The following is a 24,339-nucleotide window of genomic DNA, read 5'->3' on the forward strand; positions in this document are numbered from 1 at the left end:
GCCTTATGAAACAAGAATTTGACCGACAGTCCAGTTTTGGGTGGCTCATTAATGTTGTTGCCAACAATGCCGCCAAGACTTTCGATACCGAACTGAAGAAACACGGACTAACCATTGCGCTTTGGCCAACACTAATGTGTTTGTGGGAAGAAGAAGGGGTAACCCAAACTGAAATCTCTCAAAAATCCAAAGTCGAAAACTCAACCACTACCCGAACCCTCGATAAACTTGAGAAGCTGGGACTGGTGGAAAGACAAAATGATCCACATAGCCGGCGCTCTTTCCGTATTTTCCTAACCGACAAAGGCAGGGAATTGCAATCGACCTTGCTACCTATACCGCTAGCAATCAATAAGCAGGCACTCAGCTGCCTCGATGGCGATGAACAACAACAGCTGATTACGTTATTGCAGAAAATGGTAAAAGCTATATAACCCTCAGACATAATAACGGGCTGGCGCAAAGTAGAGCGCCGACCGTTATTTATCCTGCCCTATTCGGCCCTGCCCAGCCAATCTTCTATCAACCGTTTTTCTATACCAACGCGACAACTGCCTTTTTACCAATGGAATAGCCATTACCCATGCCAGAGGACGTAGGTACCACACCTGCTTGAACAACAAAATATAAGCATCCAATTCTTTATATATTGCGCCGTTGTCATTCATTACATGCAGCTCTTTAACTGCCAGATATGGATCTATCCCCAATGACTTCAGGTAATCCTCTTTTCCCGTAATATCACACCAATTGACATTGTCTGGGTGACTCAGTCGCCGCGTAAACCAATTCCGATCATCGACACAGCTCGGGCACGCTCCATCGTAAAAGATGGTTAACTTTTCTCCAGTCATTTCTAAAGCCTCCTTCCCTCTCTCATTAAAGTGTAAACAGAACAGCACCTAGTGGTAGCTGGGTATACTATGCTTTCGCTGTAAGTTTGATCTCTTACTTGAGGGAGTAACATTATGGCAAAAGCAATCATTGTCCTAACCAGCCATGCTGCTCTGGGAAATACCGGCGTAACCACCGGATTCTGGCTATCCGAATTAACCCATCCTTACTATGCCTTAGTCGATAAAGGGATAGAGGTTGATATTGTGTCAATAGCTGGCGGTGAAACCCCGGTGGATCCCAAGAGCTGGGATGAAGATGATGCGTTCAACGCACGCTTCCTTGCAGACCCTGCACTGGTTGAACTGCTGAAGAATAGCCATTCACTCAATAACACCATGCCTTCTGACTATCAAGCTATCGTCTTTGCCGGTGGCCATGGCACGATGTGGGACTTTCCAGATGATGAGCATGTCAAACGTGTCGCCATCGCTATTTATCAGCAAGGCGGTGTTCTCGCAGCCATTTGCCATGGACCCGCCGCACTGGTCAATATGACTTACGCCAACGGTGACCACCTTATTGCCAATATGAAAGTCACTGGATTCACTAATGAGGAAGAAGAGGCGATCGGATTAACGGGCATCGTGCCATTTTTGCTCGAAGACAAACTCAAACAAACCAATGCTACCTTTGTTGCTGCCGAAGCCTGGGCAGATAACGTTGTTATCGATGGTCGCCTCATCACCGGACAGAACCCCCAATCGGCCAAAGGCGTGGGTGATGCCGTTGCAGAATTACTGTTAGAATAGTAACTTGGCGCTAGGCAATATCGAACAATAACAGGATGAACAATGGAATATTTACACACGATGGTACGAGTCAGCGATCTAGATACATCGCTAGATTTCTACTGCAACAAACTTGGCTTGATCGAAACCAACCGAAAAGAAAGTGAAAAAGGCCGATTCACTCTGGTTTTCCTTGCTGCGCCTGGTGATGCCGAAAATGCGAAAACAACTAGCGCGCCGCTGGTTGAACTGACCTATAACTGGGATCCAGAAGAATATACAGAAGGCCGCAACTTCGGACACTTGGCCTTCCGTGTCGATAATATCTATGACCTCTGTGCCCACCTCCAAGCAAGCGGCGTGACGATTAACCGCCCACCGCGTGACGGCCATATGGCATTCGTGCGTTCACCGGACGGTATTTCCATTGAGCTACTGCAAAAAGGCGAAGCGCTAGCCCCTGCCGAACCTTGGATTTCGATGGAAAATACCGGTAAATGGTAATAGCCTGCTAGCTATTACCATTGGCGCTTTATCTGATATAAGATAAAGCGCTTATAACCATACTTTCACTCTCTCCTTCCCCTTTAGTTGCGATGTCACCTTCATAATTAATACGCCTCAAGTTGCAATCACTCTGATAATCAATATGCAATATACAAAGATTCCGTAAATTGCATTTCGCAAAATCAATAAAATCACTCAAACAAAAAAGTCATATAAATTTTTTGTCTTTCAATCATTTATTTTACACATTTAATTTTTGGTAAGAGATATTAATAACTTGGTCATTAATTTGCACTTCTGAGAGGATTGTTACTCAAGGAGGCTACAATGAAGGTGCTAAAAGTAACTTGTCTCGCCGCAGGCACATTATGGTTAAGCGGCTGCCAGCTAACAAATCAGGAGTATGTTAGCCACAGCTTTGATGATCCTGTAACTATCCATGACCACCAACTACCTATCTATCCTGAGGGTATCAATTTGCTGTCAAACTACCGACAGCAACGTAACCAAACGGTCTGGTACTGGTCTGAATTAGAAAATAACACTTACCAGCGCGGCGAAAATTTACTCATTCAAATCGTATCCAATCAACCCATTGACGCACCACCAGCACAATTTGCTTTCTCACTTCCCAGTCACACACCAGAACGAAAATACAATGACGTTGGTCCCTACCAACGTTGGGTCAATGTAAAGCCAAACGGTGATAAATGCACTTACGCGCAACAACATACTCGCAAAATGGATAAATGGCTTTCTGTATTTATTCACTATTGCACACCTGAAAACCAAAATGGCCTCAAATGGTTGGATGAGCTTAAACCAAGTTTTTACCTGCAGGAGTTTTAACGATGCGTTTTTTTAATGCAGTATCATGGATGAAGTGCCTCACTGCCAGCATTCTTATCCTTGCCATATTCACTCTAGCAACAGTACAAGTCTCGATGGAAACCCATTTATGGTTATCAGCCAGCGCCTTTTTCATCGTTGTCATGGGTATGACGGCCAATAACAAGCCTTATTTGCATTTGCTCATGCTGCTAACCGGAGCTTTTATTTCCATCCGCTATATCTGGTGGCGCTACGATCAAACCCTGCCATGGGAAAGTAGCCTAGATATGCCATTTGCCCTTGCTCTACTTGTCACCGAAATATATGGCATCACCATTTATTTATTAGGAATTTTTGTCAATGCTAAGCATCGTGATCGCGACATAATACCAATTAATACAGAAAAACCATTACCCACAGTTGATGTATTTATTCCAACGTACAATGAATCAATTAGAGTTGTTGGCCCAACCATCGCAGCAGCCACGCAATTACAGTACCCTGGCATTGTTAATATATGGGTGCTTGATGATGGTGGTACGGCCCAAAAGCTCAATGACAAGGATGTAGATCAGGCCAATGCCGCATATTCTCGATCTAACTCTCTCAAACAATTATGCCAGCAATTAGGAGTTCACTATCTTACTCGCCCTGAAAACACCCATGCCAAAGCAGGCAATATTAATCATGCACTTCCACATAGCAGCGGAGAGCTGATCCTCATCCTTGATGCTGACCATGTACCTTCAAAAGACTTTTTAACAAACACCATCGGACAATTCCAACAACAGCCAAACTTAGGCTTTGTCCAAACACCGCATTTTTTTGTTACTCCAAATCCGATCGAGCGAAATTTAGGGATTGAAGACAAAGTGCCGTCAGAGAATGAGATGTTTTATAACGGTATTCTCAAAGGGCTTGATTTCTGGAATGCGAGTTTTTTCTGTGGTTCTGCTGCAATTATTCGCCGTAAAGCACTTGAGGATGTCGGTGGAATATCTACGCGTACCATTACCGAAGATGCCGACACAGCACTGGACATACACGCCAAAGGATGGGACAGCGCATATATCAATAAGGCCATGATCGCCGGGTTGTCACCGGATACTTTCGGCAGTTATGTAACGCAACGAACTCGTTGGGCGCAGGGTATGCTACAGATATTAATGCTCAACAACCCGCTCCTGAAACGAGGGCTGACTTTTCCACAGAAACTGTGCTATCTCAACTCTACGCTTTTTTGGTTTTTCCCTATTTTCCGAGTTATATATTTGATAGCCCCTCTTTGCTATTTGCTATTCGACCTACAGATCTTTGTCGGTAATGCTAATGACTTCATTGCCTATGCAGTACCGCACCTAGTCATCAGCATTTTGGTCACCCAGCATCTTTTTGGTAAAAATCGAAATACACTGTTCTCAGAATTCTATGAAACCATTTTGGCTATTTTCCTCGCCATTCCAGTGCTCTCAGCCATTATCAATCCGCGTAGGCCCAGCTTTGCGGTAACCCCTAAAGGGGAAACGACAAACCACACCCACTTTTCCCCCCTAATGCCTGTGATCATTGTTACCACGGCCATCATCGGTTTTGCCGAAGGGCTTGGTATCTATCGCTTTTATCATTATTCCGCTGAGCAGGGACAATTGGCCGTCGTTTTAGTATTCAATACTTTTAACTTGATAATGTGCCTCGTTTGCCTTGGTGCATTAGTTGAGAGAAAGCAGCGCCGCGCAGAGCCTCGTTCAGCATGTCGCAACACAGGGGTTGTCACTGTCGGAAATAGCACTGCACAAGCCAATATCAATGACACCTCCATGAATGGCGCACACCTCACCATAAAATCACTTAAACACAGCCTTAGTCCCTCAGATATTATTGAGCTTACCTGTTTTGTCGAGCAACCGAGCCCAACTGAAACTAGAAAGAAGAAAGTCAAGCCGCAACGAATAGCATTACGTATACGTCATGTGAATTACCTCTCTAACAGCCAAACAGCAAATTGTGAAGTATTGGAAAGTAGCACTAGAGCATGGCAAACGTTAGCTAGTTTGACATTTGGTGATAGTGAAAAGTGGTCAAAACGTAGAGCCTTCGAGCAGCAGCAACGCCGAGGGGTAATACACGCTATTGCCCACTTCTTTCTGCTTGGCTTTAAGAGCTTGGCCTATACCCTCTCGGTGTCGCGCAATACTCCCATTACCGACAAGCAACCAGAGCAAAATGAAAGAAAACCACAGGATGTACGCTAATGAAACGTTATCTAATACTAATTTGTGGCCTACTTTTCTCCGCCATGAGTCTTGCACAAACAGTCAATGTACCTCTTAGCTTTGTCTTGCCTGAAGCACAAGATTCAACATTGCGTGGTCAGTGGGACAAGCTCAGTTTTCCCCTAACCATTTTGGATAACCAGCAGGTAAATGACATCAAGGTATCGTTATCACTAACCCATTCAGGAAACATAGACTTAGCCCACCTATGGGTAAACCTTGGTGACAAGCCGATTGCGAATATACAACTACAACCCAATGGAGCATCACAGCAAATTGTTGTGAAATTATCGCAAGCATTACTAAAACGGTACGGAAATATGATGACCATTGCTGTTCGTCATCAATTACCCGCTTCGTTGAGCCTTGCTGAACAGCGCCTAGAAGCATCAGAGGCTGTCACCAAAGTTCTCGCTGAACAGTCTTACTTTGAACTCAACTTTACAACGAAGAGTGTAGAATCAACATTGGCGGATTTTTCTGCATTAATCATGAGTGGCCAATTACATGACAAACCAATTCAGCTAGTCAGCCATATACCAGATGATACAGAAGCTGCTCTTTCTATCGCCAGCCAGCTTATTCAGGGCTGGACTCTGCGCAGTGGTAATAAGTCATATCAGTATCAATACATTGAGCAACAAAAGGAAAATACTCCCTATTCAGAGAACATATCAGAAAAGCCGAACAGCCCAATACAATTGCTGTTCGGTTTACCGGAACAATTAGCAAGCACGAACATACTGCCAAGTGACCATCTAGAAGGGATACAAGGACCATACCTAGGCCTGATTCAGCAGCAAGACTCAGATAACTTGCTATTTATCATCTCTGGCAGGAACAAATACGAGTTGCTTGAGGCTACCGCCTATTTCGCCACTCCCAGCTACCCTCTCCCCGCCTATAAATATGCAGTTGTAAAACGTTATCAGCAACCTGAGAAAAAGCTGCTTCAAAGTAAGGGGGAATACACAATTACCCAATTTACCTCACAACAAAAATTCGGTCATGAACCCTTAATGTTACCTTTGTTGATTCCGGCCAATTCATTGTTCAGCCCTGATGAAACAGCCCATATCAATTTATTGCTTGCTCATCCATCAGTACGACCAGGTGAAGCCGCTATGGTCATTCGAGTCAATGGCGATTACGCCAATAGTATGCCATTACGCGCCAGTCGCTGGCGGGAGACTCAGCATTACCGTTTAGCTTTTCCTATGAACAAGCTTCGCCCAGGGCTAAATAACGTAAGTGTCGAGTTATACGGCCCTGAGCAAACCGATCCCTATAACGCAACCCCAACACCATTCATTGCCCATATCGAAGAAAGCTCAGTTCTCCGCCTTGGTGCGTGGGTCAACTACGTCACCAAGTTTGATCAGCAACTCCCCGCCGATCAGCTCTTGTTCATTACCGATAATAATGGCCGTGACACACAGGTGACTCTCAATTACAACGACTCCAACCAGCTTACAGCTATATGGCAACTTCTTAGCCATGTAACCTTACAAGCCCAACGTCCAATGACCGAACTCCTGGTGACGCACAGCAACTCGCAACGGCGTCCTATCAAACTAACTTTTGATGTTGGCAATACCTTGAGAATTAACCCTCCAGTGAATAATGAAAAAAGCAGTTTATTCTCGTCAATCCGCCATACACTACTTAATAACATGGCAAAAATGCAAAGCGGGCAAACCGCTTATACAAATCAATTACAAACAACTGAACTCGGAACCAATGATTCCCCCAACAACTATCAATACGGTGTAAACAAAACTCATTGGCAAGCCGGTAGTACAGCTGGTCAATTTGCTAGACTATCAACAGCTAGCAACGGTTGGCGAAATATCATATTCAATGCTGATAACGAATCCGATTTGAATCAGGAAATGACGATTTATCTCAGTCAGCAGATATCAGCTAGGCGCGGCGACATCGAACTTGCTCGCCCCACTACTGCGGCCGATAAAGAGCTAGCTCGATCTGGCTTCATCGCTTACCCCTACTCCTTACCACTCCTATTGCTTTTGTTCCTACTACCGCTGACTCTGCTTATCCACCGCAAACTGGAGAAGCCTTTATGAAGTGGAGTCCTTGGGTAATTGCCATCATTCCACTGCTCACAAGCTCACACGTTGCAGCCAAGGTACACGGCTGCGATATCCGAGCCGATCAGCAATTGTGGCGTTTTTATAAGAATAAATTTATTCACCCTGTCGGTAGGGTCATTGATAACGGCAACGACAGTATCAGCCATAGCGAAAGCCAAGGGTATGGCATGTTGATGGCAGCATTTTTCAATGACCATCAAACCTTCAAGCAACTTTGGCAATGGACACAAAAACATTTACAGCACCAAGAGGACGCGTTGTTTGCTTGGAAATGGCAGCCATCACCGCCGCATATTCCAGATAACAACAATGCTAGTGACGGCGATATTTTCATTGCATGGGCACTGCTCAAGGCACACAAATTTTGGCCTGAGCACCAATATCAAAAACAAGCCAAAGCCATCATTGATGAATTAGCGAAATCTCACTTTGTCACACTTGGTGACAAGCAGGCTTTTCTACCAGCTCAATATGGGTTTGAAAAGACCAATTCAACCACCGTAAACCCTTCGTATTGGGTTTACCCGGCTTTCAACGATTTTGCCAAAATGGATACGGATTGGGCATCACTTAACCAAGGTGGGTTATCGATTCTAGACAGTAACCAGTACGGTCAATATCAGCTTCCCACTGACTGGCTGGAGTACCGAAACAATAACTGGCAACCTTCTAATCAATTCCCAAGCCGATTTAGCTATTCCAGCTACCGTATACCTCTATACCTTATTTGGGGTGGGTTCGAAAATGCGGTAAATGAAAACTATAGGCGCTGGTTGTTCCAACATAATAAAGCCTGGGTTGATGTCAAAAGCGGACAAATGGCGCCTTATGGACCACCAAATGGTGCCAATGCTATCGCGACATTGGTTCAACTCAGTCAAGAAACTTACAAGCACCGAAGTGCACTCCCCCACCCGGGTAGCAATGATGATTACTACTCATCTAGCTTGATTATTTTTTCACATATTGCTTTTCACGAGAGGTACTGCCAATGAAAACCTTTACCCTAGCTCTTCTCGTTACGACTCCTGTCATCGCTTCAGAGCAAACCTATATTCAACTATTGGAAAGTGACGTTTCAGTTGAAGTCAAATCGCAGCAACAGCACAACAATTTTAATGAAAGCCCCATTTGGGCCACTTTAGAAAATGAAGGTTGGCAAGCCGCGCAGAAAACGGCTGCAAACAAGCCAATCTCAGAATCGTTAAGCGAAGAAATACAATACCGCTCTTCACTGGAACAACTCGAAAAAGCCATTACCAGTAAACAAACAACAAAAGCCAATAAGTTGCTAGTAGAAAACCCACAATGGGTGAGTTGTTCGCGTATTCAATGGGCGTGGTTAGACCTTAAGCAAGAAACCCGATCTGGCTATGGGCCAAATTCGAAACAAAAGCTATCCAATCTTTTATCTAGTTGTCCAAAATATGGTTTATCAACAACCCAAAAAGCGCTCGGCTGGACCGGCGCCTCTGCCGGTTCTGATATTCTATATCAATACAAAAATAGCAACAGCTACAACGCCGCTGATTACAAAAAGCTGGCCTACCAAGTGAATCTCGCAAAGTTGGGACAGCTACAACTCAGCGCAAGCCAAACCCAATCAGCAAGCCAGATAATTTCGCAAAAGAAAGATGCTAAAGGAGCCGAACTTTTGGGATGGCAACATCTAAAAAACAAGCAATACAACAGTGCGCTTACTTGGTTTGACAAATCTATTAGCTGGACAGAAGCCCCAAGCCTGAAGCAAGTTGAGGGAAAAATCCTTAGCCTCCAACAGCTGGGAAAAACCGATGAAGCAAAGCGCTATCAACAGTTATGGTCAACTCGATACCCAAACTTAGAAACACTGGATGCTAACAACCAGTCGCCGGAGCTGGCCAAAGCATGCCAATCCGACCCACAGAAATGCCTTGAGCTGCTTTATCAAAACACACCTTTAAGTGCCGAACAGCATGCTCTGGCTGGCTGGCAATGGTACGAAATAGATCGCCCTTTAACGGCTAAGCGTTCTTTTGAAAAGGCGCTAGAAGAAATGGATAGTGACAACAAGCAATACCACTCAACCCAGTATGGTTATACCTTGGCCCTTAACAAAGCAGGGTTTGAACAACATGCCGAGTCTCTTGCCAATAACCTCGCTGATCCAAACCAGAAAATGCTCTATACCAAGCAAAAGGAAACCAAAGCGATTCTCAATGCCTATGAAAAACAAGATTACCAATATGTCATTGATCACAGCGAAACCTTTGAGCAAACTTATGGTAAGGACGTCGGGCTAGCAGAAATTAAGGGATGGGCATATTACAACCAAAAGCAAAACACTAAAGCGGTAGAGACGTTCCGTGAACTGGTAGATGCCTACCCTCACGATGATAACCTGCAGAATGCGCTGAAAACCGCAGAATGTGCACAGAAGAAAAGCTACAAACGTTGCTATTAATAGACATACCAGTGAAAAAACCTCTGTCCTTTCAGGACAGAGGCTTAATTTTTTTAAATATCTTTGATAGCAGAATACTAGCTAACGCTATGGCACCCCGTGGCCTTTAGAAGCAACCCACACCCGGTACCATTGTTCACGAGTCAGTGTGATATCTAGAGCATCCACCGCGGTTTGTACCCGTTCGATTTTACCCGAACCAATGATTGGTAGCGGGTTAGATGGCAGACGGCGTACCCACGCGTAAATCACCTGATCAATACTGTCTGCACCAATCTCTTCACGGATCGCTTCCAGCTCGCTACGTACTCGGATTTGCTGCTCTGACTGGCCTGAGAAAATCGCACCGCCACCCAAACATGACCATGCCATTGGCTTAACGCGCTTCATCTGCAATTGATCCAGCGTGCCATCGTGCGCCACTTCAAAATTAAGCGGGTTTATCTCCACCTGATTCGTCACCAACGGCGCGTCTAGACAAGACTGCAGTAATTCAAACTGCGAAGGGGTAAAGTTTGATACACCAAAGTGGTTCACCTTGCCCTGCAGCTTAAGCTCAGCAAAAGCGTCTGCTACTTCGTCAGCATCCATCAATACATCCGGACGGTGGATCAGCAGTACATCAATGTTCTCAATCTGAAGTCGAGATAAGGAATTGTTCACTGAATTAACGATATGCTGCTTGCTGGTATCGTAGTGGTTGATCTTGCGAGCAGGTACAAGGTCGGAGCATAGGTTGATATCGCACTTCGTCACGATTTCAATTTGCTCACGCACACTTGGGTCAATCGCCAACGCTTCACCGAACAGCTGCTCACAGCTATAGCCACCGTAAATATCGGCGTGATCGACAGTCGTGATCCCCAACTCAATATGCTGCTTCAGGAAGCTCAATCTCTCCTGGGGACTCATGCTCCAATCGGCAAGACGCCAATACCCTTGAACTAACTCAGAAAACTGCGGCCCTTTCGGGGTGAGTTCAACTTTTGCCACCATCTGGACTTAACTCCGTTTACTCAAAAATCGCTATCCATCCTAGGCTTGTTCAACCCAGTAGGCAATGCTATAACTCGAAAGCTTCGAACTAGAGTACGAAACTATGTCATTTTCCGAACGGCTTAAATCATTAATTGGCGAAGAAAGTATCAGCGGGTTTGCCCGCCGGGTAGATATCAGTGAAGCCCTGATCCGCAAGTACCTAAAAGGTAGCGAGCCCAGTTTAACCAAGGCGAATCAAATCGCCATGCGGGCCAATTGTTCACTGGAGTGGCTGGCCACAGGCTGCGGATATCTCTACCGACAAGCCGAAGTTGTCGACAAATCGGCTCTAAATTCCGCTTTTGAGCATGTGAACGGTAAAAAAATCAGCAATACTGAAGCAGATAAACTGTTAAGAATTGTGACTGGCTATCAATACCTCCGAACCCATAAAAAATCTGATGGTTACTTAGATATCAGCGGGATGACAACATTCCTCAATATCGCCAAACAAGAAAAACCTGAATGATTTCTGTCTACATCTGCTTTTCCAAACTGGCAGGAGTAGTGTTTTGATATTAGGAGGTTACAATCCGCCGCAGTCATTAGCTAAGAAGCACTGCTATGCCAAAACTAAACCTCCATCGACGAGACCACATGAAAACCGTGGTCAATGACTTCACTGCTGACGAACTTCAGCAACGACTTGGCTCAACGTTTGCCAAGCCGGAGAAAAAGCAACCGCGCACGCCTTACCTCACCCCCAAAGCGGTAGAGCGACGCTGGCAAATGCTGGATAACGATGAAGCCAAAGCACAACTGCTTGATGGACACACACAAGAGCAAATGCTCTGCTATAACAAAAACATCGAGAACTTCATTGGCACAGTGAAAATGCCGATCGGCATTGCCGGGCCCCTTCGCGTCAACGGCCTATTTGCCCAAAATGATTTCCACGTGCCACTTGCCACAACCGAAGCTGCTCTTGTCGCATCCTATAACCGTGGATCGCAGCTTATCACCCTCGCTGGCGGGGCAAGCGCCATGTTGCTGAACGAAGGCGTCACTCGTACCCCTTGCTTTGCATTTTATGACTTGGCACAAGCAGGGCAATTTGTCGCTTGGGTTGTCACCCAATATGACGAATTCCGTCGCATTGCCGAATCAACCACCCGCCACGGTAAACTGACAGATATTAGTGTCAATATTGAAGGTAACCACGTCTATCTGGTATTCGAATATCTCACAGGGGATGCATCGGGACAGAATATGGTGACCATTTCAACCAATGCGGTATTCGAACATATCTTGCATCACACACCAATCAAGCCGCTTGAAGCTTTCCTTGATGGCAACCTATCGGGTGACAAAAAGGCAACAGCGCAAACCCTACGTGGGGTACGTGGCAAGAAAGTAACAGCCGAGATCAACATCGAAAAAGCGCTGGTCGAGAAAATGCTGCATACCACACCACAGAAAATGGCTGAGTTTGCCCGCATGAATACTATCGGCGGCACACTCAGCGGCAGTATCGGTATCAACGCCCACTATGCCAATGCGCTCGCTGCCTTCTATATTGCCTGCGGCCAAGACGCCGCCTGTGTGGCGGAATCTGCGGTCGGTATAACACGCATTGAAGTCAATCAGCACGGTGGTTTATACGCTTCTGTCACCCTGCCCAACCTAATGGTAGGGACAGTGGGTGGTGGCACATCACTTCCTAGCCAAAAAGCCTGCCTTGACTTGTTAGGTCTTCACGGCGCTGGAAATTCACAAGCGTTGTCAGAAGTGTGCGCAGCCCTTTGCCTTGCAGGTGAGCTGTCGATTGTCGGCGCCTTCTGTGCCGGACACTTCTCTCGCGCTCACCATAAGCTAGCGCGTTAACAACCTTCCCTTTAAATTGCAGTCACAGCCACGAACTTATCGTGGCTGTTTTTATGCATTAAACCTGCTGCTGAAACAAATTCTCAATCGTGAGAGGCAATGACTTTAACCAAAGGTCAACGTCTTGCTGTAACTCTTCGCCAGAAGCCAAGGTCGCCTGTGATGGAAATAAATCAACACCAGCCTGTTCCAATAAAGTGAGGATGGAACTTTGATACTGACTATACGCCTTCCCTCTTCTGACACTCGCTATCACCGCATTCACTTCAGACTTAAACGAATCCAGTTCATCCATGAGATCGTAAGCAATCCGCTGTTGCTTTAAGTCAACAATTTCTTGTTGCAACTGCTCTCGCTTCAACTCTAGCCCTAAACGCGACCTATCTGATAAAAAAGCAATATTCGCCTCTCTGACTTGCCCTAAAACGGTGACGGCAAAGGCCAGTGAGCTTAACTTTTCCAGTTCTTCTTTTCGCTTCAGCTCACTAATTTGTGCTGGTAATGCGATAAGCTCAATCACTTTCATCGCGACATTCAGGTCAACCTGCAGCCATTCGTTATTCCGTAGGTTAGGATCCGAGTCATAATTGTTGGTATACCCAATCGAAAAATTTGGTAACGCGTTCAACCATGCTTTGCGTATTTCTAGCCCTGCGTTCTTGATCTTATAATCAGTCTCGCGCAAATCTGAGCGATTATACAAAGCAAACTGTTCGAGCTCTTCTAAGGTTACATTTTCAAGCGATAAGCCTAGTGTATGCAGCCCTTGATGGGAAAGTTGAAGATCAAGACCCGGGGCACTGATCCGAGTCAGCAGCATTTGCTTCGCTTGTAAGTACTCAGTCTCCAGATCTTGGAGCTGAACTTGAAGGCTTAACATCTGCTCTTGATAGCGCAGTAGGTTTAAGGGGTCAATAAGCTGCTGCGATTCCAATGCTCTAGCTTTATCTAGGCTAAGAATTAGTGACTGCTCTATATTTCGTGCTCGCAATATTTCATTTTCTATCATCGCTAAGGCTAAATAGTCAGAGATCACTTCACGAACAATCCTTGAGATAACTTTCTTTTGCTGTAGTTGCTCAATAAGTAGATCATTCCCAGACTGCTTTGCTTGTAAATAGGCTTGGCCTAAATCTAGGGAGGTCCAGGATATAGAGCTCGTCACTGTATTGCGGTCACGCGCCGGCGGCAAGACGTCGTTTGCCCCACCGTCATTGTTTCGGATACTGCGATTAAACGTCGAATTAGACTTCGGCAAGTAACTATAAAGTGTATTGTCTAACGAGGTTTGATTAATTAATACCCGATAGCGAGCCTGCTCCAATTCCAAATTATTTTTCAGCGCCAATACAATAGCGTCCGAAAGCGAAATTGGCCCCGTAATATCGAGTTTAGTTTTAGTAACCCATTGCTTTTGCTCAGCGGCTATCGCATCTATTTCTGCTTTAGTCGATGCACTCGGCGTTACCGTGCATCCCAATATCGATAGTGAACATACCAGTAATAATAGTTTCACCATCCTATGGCTCCCTAAAGCTTTCATCAAAGGCTTTGGCGATCGGGTAAATTAAATATGAGATAAGCGTTCTTTTGTCTGTTTGGATATTGGCCTCTAGCGTTAGCCCTGGTTGCAAACGAAAGTCCGTGGGTAGTGCACGCAAAGAGGCCATACTTTTGATATCAATCCAACCTCGAAAAGCGATGGTTTTTTCCCCGTTGACGTCATCATTGAATGTGTCCTCACTCACCTGGCGCAGCCGGCCCGTGATCGTGCCAAACTTTGTAAAAGGCAATGAGTCCAACTTAATCGTCACAGCATCACCTAATGAAATCTGGTTAATATCGGCTGGATTTAGATCAACGACCACCTCCATAGGGCTATTGGTTGGTACTAGCTCATACAAGAACTCATCAGGGGTAATATGGGTGCCGATTGCAGTGTCCGCTACTCGAAAAATAATAGCGTCAAAGGGGGAACGTATTTCGACGAGCTTCTCTTTCTCCTCATAAACCACCAGCTTCTGCCTTAGGGTAATATATTCTCTTGTCGCTAAAACCAGTTCATCCGAAATTTCCACCTTTCTCTGGCTTTGATAGCGGTCCAATTCTTTTTTTAAGTTCTCCCCCTCCGTCTTCAACTCCATCATGCTACTGGTTATCGACGCATCTTTTCTCGATAGCTCAAGAAGTTGCGCCATGGCATTCATATATTCTTCTTTTCTTGGCCCATTTCTTCGAAAGGCTTCTCTTTCTTTTTCATACCGTGCTTTTTTATCTTTCACCAACTGGGAATAAAGCTTGAGTTGCTCGGCAATAATATCCTTCTCACTCGCTAGACTTTCCAGCCGCAATTTTATACTGCTGATCTGCTGTAGCCTTGCCTCTACCGTTGCTTGATGCGCCGCTTGACGCGATAAAAATAGTGCAGCCTCTAAACTGTATTGCGCACTCTCAATGGCATAATCAGCAAATGCTCCCCCCTGTAACTCAGCTTCTAAACGTTTAATTCTCGCCTCGACACTTTGAAGTTGGTACTTCGTCGCGTTGACATCCGACTTGGATATTCTTCCATCCAGTACGGCGATCAGCTCCCCGGCAAGGACCTGATCACCGACTCTTCCTGTGTATTCAATCAATTTACCTTCGGCGTGGCTTTCCAATACAGTATTGCGCATTATCGGCTTGACGTGGCCACGTGCCGCAACATAGGTATCAACCTCAGAAATACACGCCCAAAGAATCAACCCAGCAACCGAAAGCAGTATGGTCCACAAGCCAATGTACAGCGACATGTTAGGTTGCTGATGCCTTAACTGCTCCCACTTCGGTGCAATACTCAATACCTCTTTATCAATAATCGGCTTCATCCGGCTAGCTCCTTCATCGGGTTCGCCACGCCTTGGAATTGCCGTTGCCATAGCTGCCGATAGAGCTGGCATCGTTCTAACAGCACAGTATGGGGGGCAAAGTCGATAAACTTGCCTTTTTCAAGCACCAGTATTCGATCCATCTGGGGCATCGATGATAACCGGTGGGAGATATTTATAAGGGTCCGCCCTTGAGAAAGAGCGCTCAACCTATCCAGGATGTACATTTCGCTATCGGCATCTAAGGCGCTTGTTGCCTCATCCAAGATCAGAATTTTGGGATCATCAAGTAACGCCCTGGAGAAGTTCAGGCGTTGCTTTTGGCCTCCGGACAAATTGCTCGCATTCTCTTCCAGTACGGTGTCATATCCCTGTGGCAGCTCATCAATAAACTCGTTAGCACCACTCATTTTTGCCACCGCAATGACCTGCTCCAATGATTTGTCAGGCCGCGCTTTTGCTAGGTTTTCCTTCACAGATCCTCGGAATAGAAAACTCTCCTGCAGCACCACCCCAATTTGCGCGCGTAAGTAGCTGGGGTCGTATTCACGAAGCTCATGGCCGTCGACTCGAATATAGCCCTGACAGGGCTGGTAAAAACCTAAAATCAAACGCGTCAGGGTACTTTTTCCGGATCCACTCGGGCCAACGATCCCTATTTTTTCTCCACACCTAATGTCAAAACTCAGATCTTGCAACACCGGTGGTTGGTTAGGGTGATAACTAAATGTCAGCTTATCTGCCGAAACCAGCCCGTTCACTGGCGGCGTGATCCCTCCACTGCGCAATCTTTCTGGCGTGCTATTCAAAACACGACTGAGCATTTCAACACTGATTGCCGTCTGCTGGTATTTACTGGCTAACCCAACCAATTGAACGAGAGGGCCGGCAATACGCCCAGCCATAATATTGAATGCGATCAACGTACCTATGGTCAGCTCACCTGCCAACACCAACTGAGCACCAAACCAAATGATAGTCAGCGTCATTGCTTTTTGTAGAAAGCCACTGATTTCATTGATATAGCCGCTCCATCTTCCAACAGTGTGCTGCCTAGAGACCACCTTTGCCGTGACATCTAGCCATTCTTGCTGCTGGCGCTTTTCAATCGCCAGACTTTTTATGGTTTCAACACCCCGCACCGTTTCGACAATCAACGATTGCCTATCGGCTTCTGCGGTATACAAGGCTTCGAGTTGGCGACGGTAAGGCCTCAGAATACAGAAAAGGCTTACCATGATGATGAGTACAAACCCTACCACCAACCAGGTTAGCGCCGGGCTAAACAGCCACATCACTGGCACAATCACGACAACAGAGGTCAACTCAATCAGAGTGAAAAGGAGGTTGCCGGTGATAAATTCGCGAATACTACTCGCTTCTTGTACCTGCTTAGCAAGTTTGCCGGCTGCGACCTTGTGGAAAAAAGCCAGAGGCAACGAAAATAACCGCCGGCAAGTTAGGTGGGCGATCTCGATATCCAACCGCGCCACGGTATGTAAGATTAAAATATTGCGGACTAGGGACAGTACGCCACTGACAACCAGTGCTGTCATTGCCCCCACAAACAACACATGCAAGGTTGAGTAGCCTTGGTAGCCAATGACTTTGTCGAAGACGACCATAGAAAAAAACGGCACGACAAAAGCAATGACATGCAGAAACAAGGAAATAACACCAACTTGAGTAATTAACGATGGCTGTTTCAGTATCTCACCAAAGAGCCATGAGAAACCGAAAGGCTGCTCGACAACTAATTCCTCCCCCAGCGGCCGCACCATAACCGCGGCCCCCTTCCAGTTCGCCAGAAACTTCTCTTCACTGATGGTGATTAGCTCAAGGCTACTGGCCTGAGGGTCTTGGATCAGGACCTTCAATGAGCCGTTTTGCGCCGATTTTACTCCTGCAGCAATGACATAGTCTTTATTCTCCAATTGGATGAGAATAGGAAAGCTGCTGCCGAGGCGTTTAAATTGCAGCCAGCTGAGACTCAGTTGCTTAGCTTGCAGGCCGCTGTTGTTAATTAGGTGACACAGTTCTGGCTGTGTCATGGTGCCATCCTTAACACCATGATCACGCTTTAAATTATGTACTGAATGGTATACATGATAATACCTTGCGATAAGAACATACGCTTCCAATGCAGTGTTCATAGCAAGCTCCTAATCAGCTAAAACTTGGCGATACCGCTTCTTGAGAAGGCTCTTGCTCTTGGCTAGAAAGGGTATTTTCTAACTCACCATCCCCTCGCTGAGTGACTAGCCCACGCTTCTTCAATTCCTCCAGCAATTGAGTGTGGGTCTGCCAACTACGCAAAAATGCATCGGGTGACATCACTAGCCGTAAATTATGTTCGCGAGGGGGCTCTTTTCCACTGGTATCGGGATCGACACCAAAGGTATAGAAGTCCATCCGAACATTTCCTGCAATGATTGCTACATTTTCAATTCCATCGATAAAGTGTTGCTCTGCCATGTGATTTATCCTTTTTACGCCAATAAAAAAGCCTAACTCACACTGAGCTAGGCTCTATCCCTATGCGATACCGACCGCACTATCGATATGTTTCTTCGCTGCTTGCATGTCTCCAACCACAGACTCGACCATATTGAACAGGCCACCATCCAGATCACCAAAGTCAACCGAGCTGGATTGCTGATCATTTAGCCAGGCCAGTGTAGCTGAAGCCCCTGCTTCAAGCGCTTTCGAAGAGTCGAACGCTGCAAAGCTGCGTCGCTCTTCAGCCACCGCCGAGTCCAAATTGTCCCAATACTGCTTTAACTCTGAAAATGTCATCGATGCGACATCAGACATTTCGAACACGTCTTTATCTGTCCAGCCAGATAATCCAATTTCCCCTAGTGATTGCCCACTAACCACAATATCAAGCTGGCTATAATCACTGGACAAAACAAGATTATCGAAAGACAAATCCAAGCCACTTTGACTACTGTTGGTGGCAATGTTTAATGTGTTGGTCTCATTCAGGTTATCCGCTTCGTAAATATCGAACCGACCACTGCCTAATGTAAACCGATACGCATCGCTACCCTCTCCGCCATGGGCTTGTGAGCCGCCAAAACCGGACAAAAACACATCATTACCCGAGTTACCGAACCCAATTGATTTGTCTTCAAAGCTCAAGAACGACGTGAGAGCCGCTTGCTTATCACCGCCGAATGTTTCTACTGTGCTGCCAATAAAGTCTGTAATCGCCGACAAAACATGATTAACAATATTGGCTCCGCTTTCTGCTAGCAGCCCTATGGTTTCCCAACCCAAATCAAGGAACACGTCATTCCCTTCACCACCCGATGCCACACCCGCCAGACCGACGTTTATTATGGTGTCATCCCCCTTACCCAAGCTGGTCAAGTTCGCCATCCCCAGGTTGATCACGAAGTCATCGCCCAATCCACCCGTTACATTGTTGGATGCGCCGATAGTAGCAATAACGTCATTGCCGTCTCCCCCGTTGACAATAGAAAAGCCCCCCATTGCTGCGACAAGATCATCACCATTACCACCAATCACATGGTTATAGAGACCGCCAACGAAAAGTCCATCATCCCCCCCAGAGCCATCAACACGATTTCTCAGCCCGGCACTGACGATGATGTCAGCATCAGCCCCGAATGGATCAGTCGTATCCCCTTCGATGTTGTTATCAATCCCCATCACGAAGGCCATGTCTTTGCCTTTGTGCAGCGCAATGTTGTTTTCAACACCAACCGCCACCACATAGTCATCGAGGAAAGTGGTTTTCACAGTGTTTTTACGCCCTACTACCAATGCTGTTGTCGCGGCAAAACCACCCTTGACCGTGTTCTCATTACCAAATGCAAACACCACATTTTTGGCCGTCGCCCCTGGCTCACCCGGCTTATCATCCCCCTTGATAGTGTTTTTGTTGCCGATGGCGGCCAATAGGTTATCGCCAATCCCGCCGCTTAAGGTATTTTCATTACCCACCGCAAGCATGACATCATTATCAAAACCACCTGCTAAGGTGTTTTCCGCCCCAATCGCCACGGCAACATTCGCCCCATAATCATCTCTCCACGTATTCTTGGCACCAACCATGAGCGCGATATCGTTTCCACGTCCGGTATAAACGAGATTTTCCTTGCCGATACCGATGGCAATATCGTCTCCTCGCCCTCCCATCAAGCGATTGGTTTCGCCAATAGCCAGCATGACATCGCCCCAAACCCCTTCTGCATTTTCTTGTAGGAGGAAATATTCATGATCAAACGAAGGCAACCTTTCGGACCAATCAATACCCGCGACATTTGGAATAGAGAATGAAGGGATATTGATAGTCTGCCCAGGTATGGCTAAAGACTCCATTTCAACGTAATCACCGAGGCTGAAATCAGGCACGCCAAATTCAGGTACCTCAAAATCAGGAATTTCGAACCCGTAGAATTCACGTCCGCCAATCGTACTGCCTAAGACGCTAAAGCCAGATAAATCGAAACCGTTTAGGTTGAACTCTGGAACATGAAGTTCAGGAAGGTGAATGGTTGGCAAAGAGACAGTGGTATACGTAGGTTCAGCCACAACCTCTGTTTCCTCTGCGCTTTCAGGTTCTGTAGTATAGCTACCATCAGCCCCTGTAGCCCACTTGCCGGCGGAAGCAGTAGCATTGCCACCACCAGCACTCCCTGCTTGGTCTTCTCTAGTCTCGTCATAGTAGTAATAACTATCACTGCCACCTTTGGCTGCGGCTTCAGCAGCGCCTGCATCAGCAGAATGGAAAGAGTAGACATTAAGAAACGCACCGTCTTCAGTAAGCCTTGGCTTAAACTCTGCTTGCGAGTTAAACAGGCTCTTGCTGGATGCGTCACTTGAGGTGTAGCCGAAGAGATCGCCGAGCATCGCATCAGCAGAGCCAAACAGTCCTGAGCTCACATCAAACTCATAGGTTAATTCGAGATCAACCCGATCAACCTCTACTCCGAAATCACTCAGTGATGGCATGGCTAACGACGGTAATGTAATACTCGGGATCTCAATTTCAGGAGTACTGAGAGTCGGGAGATGAATTGAGGGCAGACCATAGTTACCCAAATTGCCATATTTGTACTCAGGCGCAGACTTGAGCTCTGGAATAGCCGGAATTTCCAAGTCGTACTGTGGAAGAGTAAAAGAAGGAGTCTGCCAGTCAGGAACCGTAGGGTCGGAGAAATCTAACTCGGGGAATAGCAGGTTAAGGTTAGCGCTCATATTAAATTCAGCATTAAAGCTTGCCGAACCTAATGTTCCTTCCAGCGCATCATCACTTCTCTGACCTTTTTCATCTTTGTCATTCAGCAGATTGCCCGAACTCTTTTTGATTTCTCCAAACTCTTCGGTGGAAAAAGAAATCTCGTTGTCAGCCGCTATCATATTATTTTTACCGATAGCAAAAATAATATCGGCCCCTCCACCAGCGGCTATCCAATTTTCTTTTCCGAAAGACATGATGGTGTCATCGCCACTCCCTGCCATAACAACATTATTTTGCCCGATAGATAACACCACATCGTCACCGCCTTCGGTGAGCAAAATGTTATGCTGTCCAGCGGCTGCAACTATGTCATCGCCCCACCCCATTAACGCGACATTGGCACGCCCGCCCATAAAGGCAACATCGTTGTCTCCGCCAGCATGGACAAAATTGGAATAGCCGAATGCATAGATGGTGTCGGCACCCGATGCCGTTGAGATGATATTCTTTGAGCCTAATGCGGCAACTGAATCTTGCTGGCTACCGGTTAGGATGATGTTATCCATACCTGCAGCCATAACGCTGTTTTCACCATTACCGGCCAGCATGATATTCGTTTGGCCGATAGCAAGTAATGTATCGTCACCATCGCCCGACCAGAATACATTCTTAGCGCCGACACCCACCAAGAAGTTTTCGCCATTACCGGCCAGCATGACGTTGTTGTTACCTAACCCAAAGAAACTATCATTGCCACTTGCCCCCTGGAATAGGTTGTTTGCGCCGATAGCAACACCGACATTATCCCCTCCGCCCATAACCATAATATTGTTAGAGCCAGCAACCATGACATCATCGTTGCCGCCAGCGCTCACAAACAGATTATTCAACCCGATAGCAGTCATTACATTATTGCCATCCCCAGCAAGGAAAGCGTTGGTGTCACCCATCGAGCATAGCGAGTCATCCCCTCGCCCACCCCAGACAATATTGTAAGCACCCAGTGTCGTGATATCGTTACTACCATCACCTGCAATAACGATGTTGGCGTATCCGAATGCAACGATAAGATCGTCACCCGAGCCCGTTTGGATTAAATTACCGCCGCCATAAGCTTTAACGACATTGTTTCCTTCACCGGCCAGCACGATATTACCCGCGCTAGTGACATTGGCCAGATTTTTGAGATGATCAATACCTGTGTCCTTGCCGAAGTCATCACCGTCTTCAGTGACGATTGAAAGTAAACCACCCGCACGTACCTTGTCGTCGCCATCGCCGGTTAATATAAAATTGCCAAAACTATAAGCGCGTATTTCATTGCCGGCAACTTCGCCGTAAGTCACCTGCCCAACAGACGAGGCGCCATTGCCACCACCGTTTCCAGTACCGATAATGTTAAAGCCACCTTCAGCACGGATAATGTTTTTACCATCTCCTGCAAAAACGATATTCAAGCCACCCACGGCATGAATATTATTTCTTCCATTACCAGTAAAGACAAAATTACCACCACCGAATGCATCGATAGCGTTTCTTCCATGACCAGCCAATACAACATTAAGTCCACCATAAGCTGATATATCATTATCATCATGGGCAACTTGAACGATATTTAAACCACCAATCGCTTCAATAGTATTATTTCCCCATCCAGCCGAAATGATATTAGCTCCACCATGAGCTTTAATATGATCATTGCCATTACCGGAATCTATTAACTGTCCTCCAACAGCAAGAGATTCAATATAATCCCGACCACTTCCCGACTTAATTTCAGCACCTGCAGAGCTAACAAGAATAGTATTATCACCATTTTTGGCATCTATTTTCACCCCAACGGCTTTAACTTCTATCCTATCGTTTCCATCCCCGACAAAAACATTACCGCCAGCTGCGTGCAATACCACATGGTTATTACCATGCCCCAAGTCGAGCAACCCAACTCCCGCTCCAACATAGGCGTAATCGTTGCCATTACCGGCAGTCACTCGCGCTCCAGCAGCACGAATATCGATATGGTTATTACCATTTTTAGCATCAACCTCGACGCCAACAGCCCTAACATTTATTCGGTCATTACCATCCCCGACACGAACACTACCGCCAACAGCATGAAAATCCACCGTATTATGCCCACTGCCTAAATCAATTAAACCAACGGCAGCCCCAATATAGGCATAATCATTACCATTACCTGCTGTAATTCGAGCGCCGGCAGATCTGACATCAATATGATTATTGCCGTGGCCAGCATTCATATTGACCCCTACCGCCCGCACATTAATTCGGTCATTGCCGCTACCAACCCTAACCTCACCGCCAACCGCATGATAATTGACGGTATTATGGCCACCACCTAAGTCAACAAGACCAACGGCTGCACCAATATAGGCAGTATCATTACCGTTACCAGCGGTTATTCGCGCGCCAGCGGCTCGTACATCAATGTAATTGTTACCACTACCAGCATTCATATTGACGCCAACAGCCCGAACATTTATCCGATCGTTACCCGACCCCACAGTGACGGTGCCACCAACAGCATAGTAATCAACAGTGTTATTGCCTGAACCTAAATTGACATTACCGACTGCCGCACCAATATAGGCATAGTCATGCCCATTTCCTGCTGTTACATTGGCGCCGGCAGCTCTTACGTCGATTCGATTGTTTCCACTTCCCGCATGAACAGTCGCACCCGCCGCGCGAACATTGATGATGTCATTACCACCTTCAGAGCGAATATAGGCATTGATGCCACGAGCCTCTATCTCATCATGGCCGTTACCCGTCCAAATATTGGCATCGGCGCCACCAGCATAGACATAATTGTTTCCGTTCCAGCCGGTGTAAACCTTAACACCAGCCCCATGGGATACGATCCAATCGTCACCATCACCACTATGCACATCAGATTTCACCGAGCTGGTATAAATAGTGTCATGACCACTACCGGTACGAACAACAACGCCAGCCCCTTTGGCCACCACATTATTGTTCCCGCCCATACAGGTGACCTTACTACTAAAAGTCCCCCATGCATAAATCGTATCGTTGCCGTACCCCGTTGTAATATTAGTGTTCGCCGAACTAACATTAATATCTCGGTCATACCAATACCCTTTTTCTACCACTGTTGCTTGTGAACCAACATAATTAACCGTGACATCTTTTTCTCCAGTGCCTAATTCGATATATACATTAGAACCTGAAGTCACTTTATAGGTATCATTTCCCGAACTTGCATATATATTGACATTAACGGCTCCAACATTGACATAGTCATCTCCTGATCCATCCCAAATATGGATTTTATTAAGGGCTTTATTGTAGTTACCTATAACATCGTTACCACTACCACCATAAATAAATGATTCCCATGTTGTATGTCCTGCACTTAAATTATCATTCCCACCACCACCAGAAATAATACTTTTATGTGTTGCATGTCCTGCATGGAGGCGATCGGCGCCATTGCCGCCCTGGTACTTTCTCGTTGCCATGAACAATTCCTTTCGTTGCGTGTCAGTTACTTGATATCGATGCAATAAAGTTATTGACCGCACCCACTGCGGACAAATTAAGCATCAATTCTGAGATTA

Annotated in this window: 17 protein-coding genes; 10 read left to right on the top strand and 7 right to left on the bottom strand. The window is 46.2% G+C overall.

All coding sequences use genetic code 11. The annotated features are described in order from the left end of the window. Positions 1-5: 5 nt before the first annotated feature. The gene (locus L4D79_RS04935; protein WP_428648151.1) at positions 6-434 is read left to right on the top strand and encodes a MarR family winged helix-turn-helix transcriptional regulator; all 429 of its coding nucleotides are present in this window, start codon (positions 6-8) and stop codon (positions 432-434) included. A 45-nt stretch (positions 435-479) separates the two neighbouring features. Here L4D79_RS04935 and L4D79_RS04940 read toward each other — a convergent pair whose 3' ends face one another. Next, positions 480-854: a thiol-disulfide oxidoreductase DCC family protein gene (locus tag L4D79_RS04940; RefSeq protein WP_428648154.1), complete on the bottom strand. Its 375-nt coding sequence runs from the start codon at positions 852-854 to the stop codon at positions 480-482. A gap of 114 nt (positions 855-968) precedes the next feature. Here L4D79_RS04940 and L4D79_RS04945 point away from each other — a divergent pair, with 114 nt between their 5' ends. The 7 genes from L4D79_RS04945 to L4D79_RS04975 all read left to right on the top strand — a co-directional run bounded on the left by L4D79_RS04945 (position 969) and on the right by L4D79_RS04975 (position 9,793). Continuing rightward, entirely contained in the window at positions 969-1,646 is a 678-nt protein-coding gene (locus tag L4D79_RS04945; RefSeq protein ID WP_428648157.1) for a type 1 glutamine amidotransferase domain-containing protein, read from the top strand. A gap of 42 nt (positions 1,647-1,688) precedes the next feature. After that, on the top strand, positions 1,689-2,129 hold the full coding sequence (locus L4D79_RS04950) for a VOC family protein (protein ID WP_428648160.1): 441 nt from the start codon (positions 1,689-1,691) through the stop codon (positions 2,127-2,129). 330 nt (positions 2,130-2,459) lie between these two features. After that, a complete protein-coding gene (locus L4D79_RS04955) occupies positions 2,460-2,981 on the top strand; it encodes a hypothetical protein (protein ID WP_428648163.1) in 522 nt (173 codons plus the stop codon). Between the two features lie 2 nt (positions 2,982-2,983). Then, entirely contained in the window at positions 2,984-5,215 is a 2,232-nt protein-coding gene (bcsA, locus tag L4D79_RS04960; protein WP_428648166.1) for a UDP-forming cellulose synthase catalytic subunit, read from the top strand. Between the two features lie 341 nt (positions 5,216-5,556). Next, positions 5,557-7,323, top strand: coding sequence for a cellulose biosynthesis cyclic di-GMP-binding regulatory protein BcsB (locus tag L4D79_RS04965; RefSeq protein WP_428648169.1), 1,767 nt, complete (start codon positions 5,557-5,559; stop codon positions 7,321-7,323). Beyond that, positions 7,320-8,345, top strand: coding sequence for a family 8 glycosyl hydrolase (locus L4D79_RS04970; protein ID WP_428648172.1), 1,026 nt, complete (start codon positions 7,320-7,322; stop codon positions 8,343-8,345). Before L4D79_RS04965 ends, L4D79_RS04970 begins: the two co-directional genes overlap by 4 nt. Further along, positions 8,342-9,793 (top strand): tetratricopeptide repeat protein, encoded by a 1,452-nt coding sequence (locus L4D79_RS04975; protein ID WP_428648175.1) that lies wholly within the window; start codon positions 8,342-8,344, stop codon positions 9,791-9,793. The genes L4D79_RS04970 and L4D79_RS04975 overlap by 4 nt, the downstream gene beginning before the upstream one ends. A gap of 87 nt (positions 9,794-9,880) precedes the next feature. On the opposite strand, the gene L4D79_RS04980 is transcribed toward L4D79_RS04975, so the two are convergent. Continuing rightward, positions 9,881-10,789 (bottom strand): aldo/keto reductase, encoded by a 909-nt coding sequence (locus L4D79_RS04980; RefSeq protein WP_428648178.1) that lies wholly within the window; start codon positions 10,787-10,789, stop codon positions 9,881-9,883. Positions 10,790-10,892: 103 nt separating this feature from the next. On the opposite strand from L4D79_RS04980, the gene L4D79_RS04985 reads away from it, so the two are divergent. Together L4D79_RS04985 and L4D79_RS04990 are read left to right on the top strand one after the other, a co-directional pair. After that, positions 10,893-11,300, top strand: a complete 408-nt coding sequence (locus L4D79_RS04985) for a helix-turn-helix domain-containing protein (protein ID WP_428648181.1) — start codon at positions 10,893-10,895, stop codon at positions 11,298-11,300. A 95-nt stretch (positions 11,301-11,395) separates the two neighbouring features. Next, entirely contained in the window at positions 11,396-12,655 is a 1,260-nt protein-coding gene (locus L4D79_RS04990; RefSeq protein WP_428648184.1) for a hydroxymethylglutaryl-CoA reductase, read from the top strand. Positions 12,656-12,713: 58 nt separating this feature from the next. Here the strand turns inward: L4D79_RS04990 and L4D79_RS04995 are convergent, their stop codons facing one another. From L4D79_RS04995 to L4D79_RS05015, 5 genes are read right to left on the bottom strand one after another with little or no spacing between them, the layout of a single operon-like run. Then, positions 12,714-14,174, bottom strand: a complete 1,461-nt coding sequence (locus L4D79_RS04995; protein ID WP_428648187.1) for a TolC family protein — start codon at positions 14,172-14,174, stop codon at positions 12,714-12,716. Between the two features lies 1 nt (position 14,175). Then, a complete protein-coding gene (locus L4D79_RS05000; RefSeq protein ID WP_428648190.1) occupies positions 14,176-15,522 on the bottom strand; it encodes an HlyD family type I secretion periplasmic adaptor subunit in 1,347 nt (448 codons plus the stop codon). Further along, positions 15,519-17,675 (bottom strand): peptidase domain-containing ABC transporter, encoded by a 2,157-nt coding sequence (locus L4D79_RS05005; RefSeq protein WP_428648193.1) that lies wholly within the window; start codon positions 17,673-17,675, stop codon positions 15,519-15,521. Before L4D79_RS05005 ends, L4D79_RS05000 begins: the two co-directional genes overlap by 4 nt. 13 nt (positions 17,676-17,688) lie before the next feature. After that, entirely contained in the window at positions 17,689-17,997 is a 309-nt protein-coding gene (locus L4D79_RS05010; protein WP_428648196.1) for a hypothetical protein, read from the bottom strand. Positions 17,998-18,057: 60 nt separating this feature from the next. Beyond that, the gene (locus tag L4D79_RS05015; protein WP_428648199.1) at positions 18,058-24,240 is read right to left on the bottom strand and encodes a hypothetical protein; all 6,183 of its coding nucleotides are present in this window, start codon (positions 24,238-24,240) and stop codon (positions 18,058-18,060) included. Between the last annotated feature and the right edge of the window lie 99 nt (positions 24,241-24,339).

Source organism: Photobacterium satsumensis (assembly GCF_050336935.1).
GTDB classification, from domain to species: Bacteria; Pseudomonadota; Gammaproteobacteria; order Enterobacterales; family Vibrionaceae; genus Photobacterium; species Photobacterium satsumensis.

Bases quoted from the DNA above. Each gene is read 5' to 3' on its own strand.
- L4D79_RS04935 (WP_428648151.1), top strand. From the start codon at position 6: ATGAAACAAGAATTTGACCGACAGTCCAGTTTTGGGTGGCTCATTAAT.
- L4D79_RS04940 (WP_428648154.1), bottom strand. From the start codon at position 854: ATGACTGGAGAAAAGTTAACCATCTTTTACGATGGAGCGTGCCCGAGC.
- L4D79_RS04945 (WP_428648157.1), top strand. From the start codon at position 969: ATGGCAAAAGCAATCATTGTCCTAACCAGCCATGCTGCTCTGGGAAAT.
- L4D79_RS04950 (WP_428648160.1), top strand. From the start codon at position 1,689: ATGGAATATTTACACACGATGGTACGAGTCAGCGATCTAGATACATCG.
- L4D79_RS04955 (WP_428648163.1), top strand. From the start codon at position 2,460: ATGAAGGTGCTAAAAGTAACTTGTCTCGCCGCAGGCACATTATGGTTA.
- bcsA (WP_428648166.1), top strand. From the start codon at position 2,984: ATGCGTTTTTTTAATGCAGTATCATGGATGAAGTGCCTCACTGCCAGC.
- L4D79_RS04965 (WP_428648169.1), top strand. From the start codon at position 5,557: ATGATGACCATTGCTGTTCGTCATCAATTACCCGCTTCGTTGAGCCTT.
- L4D79_RS04970 (WP_428648172.1), top strand. From the start codon at position 7,320: ATGAAGTGGAGTCCTTGGGTAATTGCCATCATTCCACTGCTCACAAGC.
- L4D79_RS04975 (WP_428648175.1), top strand. From the start codon at position 8,342: ATGAAAACCTTTACCCTAGCTCTTCTCGTTACGACTCCTGTCATCGCT.
- L4D79_RS04980 (WP_428648178.1), bottom strand. From the start codon at position 10,789: ATGGTGGCAAAAGTTGAACTCACCCCGAAAGGGCCGCAGTTTTCTGAG.
- L4D79_RS04985 (WP_428648181.1), top strand. From the start codon at position 10,893: ATGTCATTTTCCGAACGGCTTAAATCATTAATTGGCGAAGAAAGTATC.
- L4D79_RS04990 (WP_428648184.1), top strand. From the start codon at position 11,396: ATGCCAAAACTAAACCTCCATCGACGAGACCACATGAAAACCGTGGTC.
- L4D79_RS04995 (WP_428648187.1), bottom strand. From the start codon at position 14,174: ATGGTGAAACTATTATTACTGGTATGTTCACTATCGATATTGGGATGC.
- L4D79_RS05000 (WP_428648190.1), bottom strand. From the start codon at position 15,522: ATGAAGCCGATTATTGATAAAGAGGTATTGAGTATTGCACCGAAGTGG.
- L4D79_RS05005 (WP_428648193.1), bottom strand. From the start codon at position 17,675: ATGAACACTGCATTGGAAGCGTATGTTCTTATCGCAAGGTATTATCAT.
- L4D79_RS05010 (WP_428648196.1), bottom strand. From the start codon at position 17,997: ATGGCAGAGCAACACTTTATCGATGGAATTGAAAATGTAGCAATCATT.
- L4D79_RS05015 (WP_428648199.1), bottom strand. From the start codon at position 24,240: ATGGCAACGAGAAAGTACCAGGGCGGCAATGGCGCCGATCGCCTCCAT.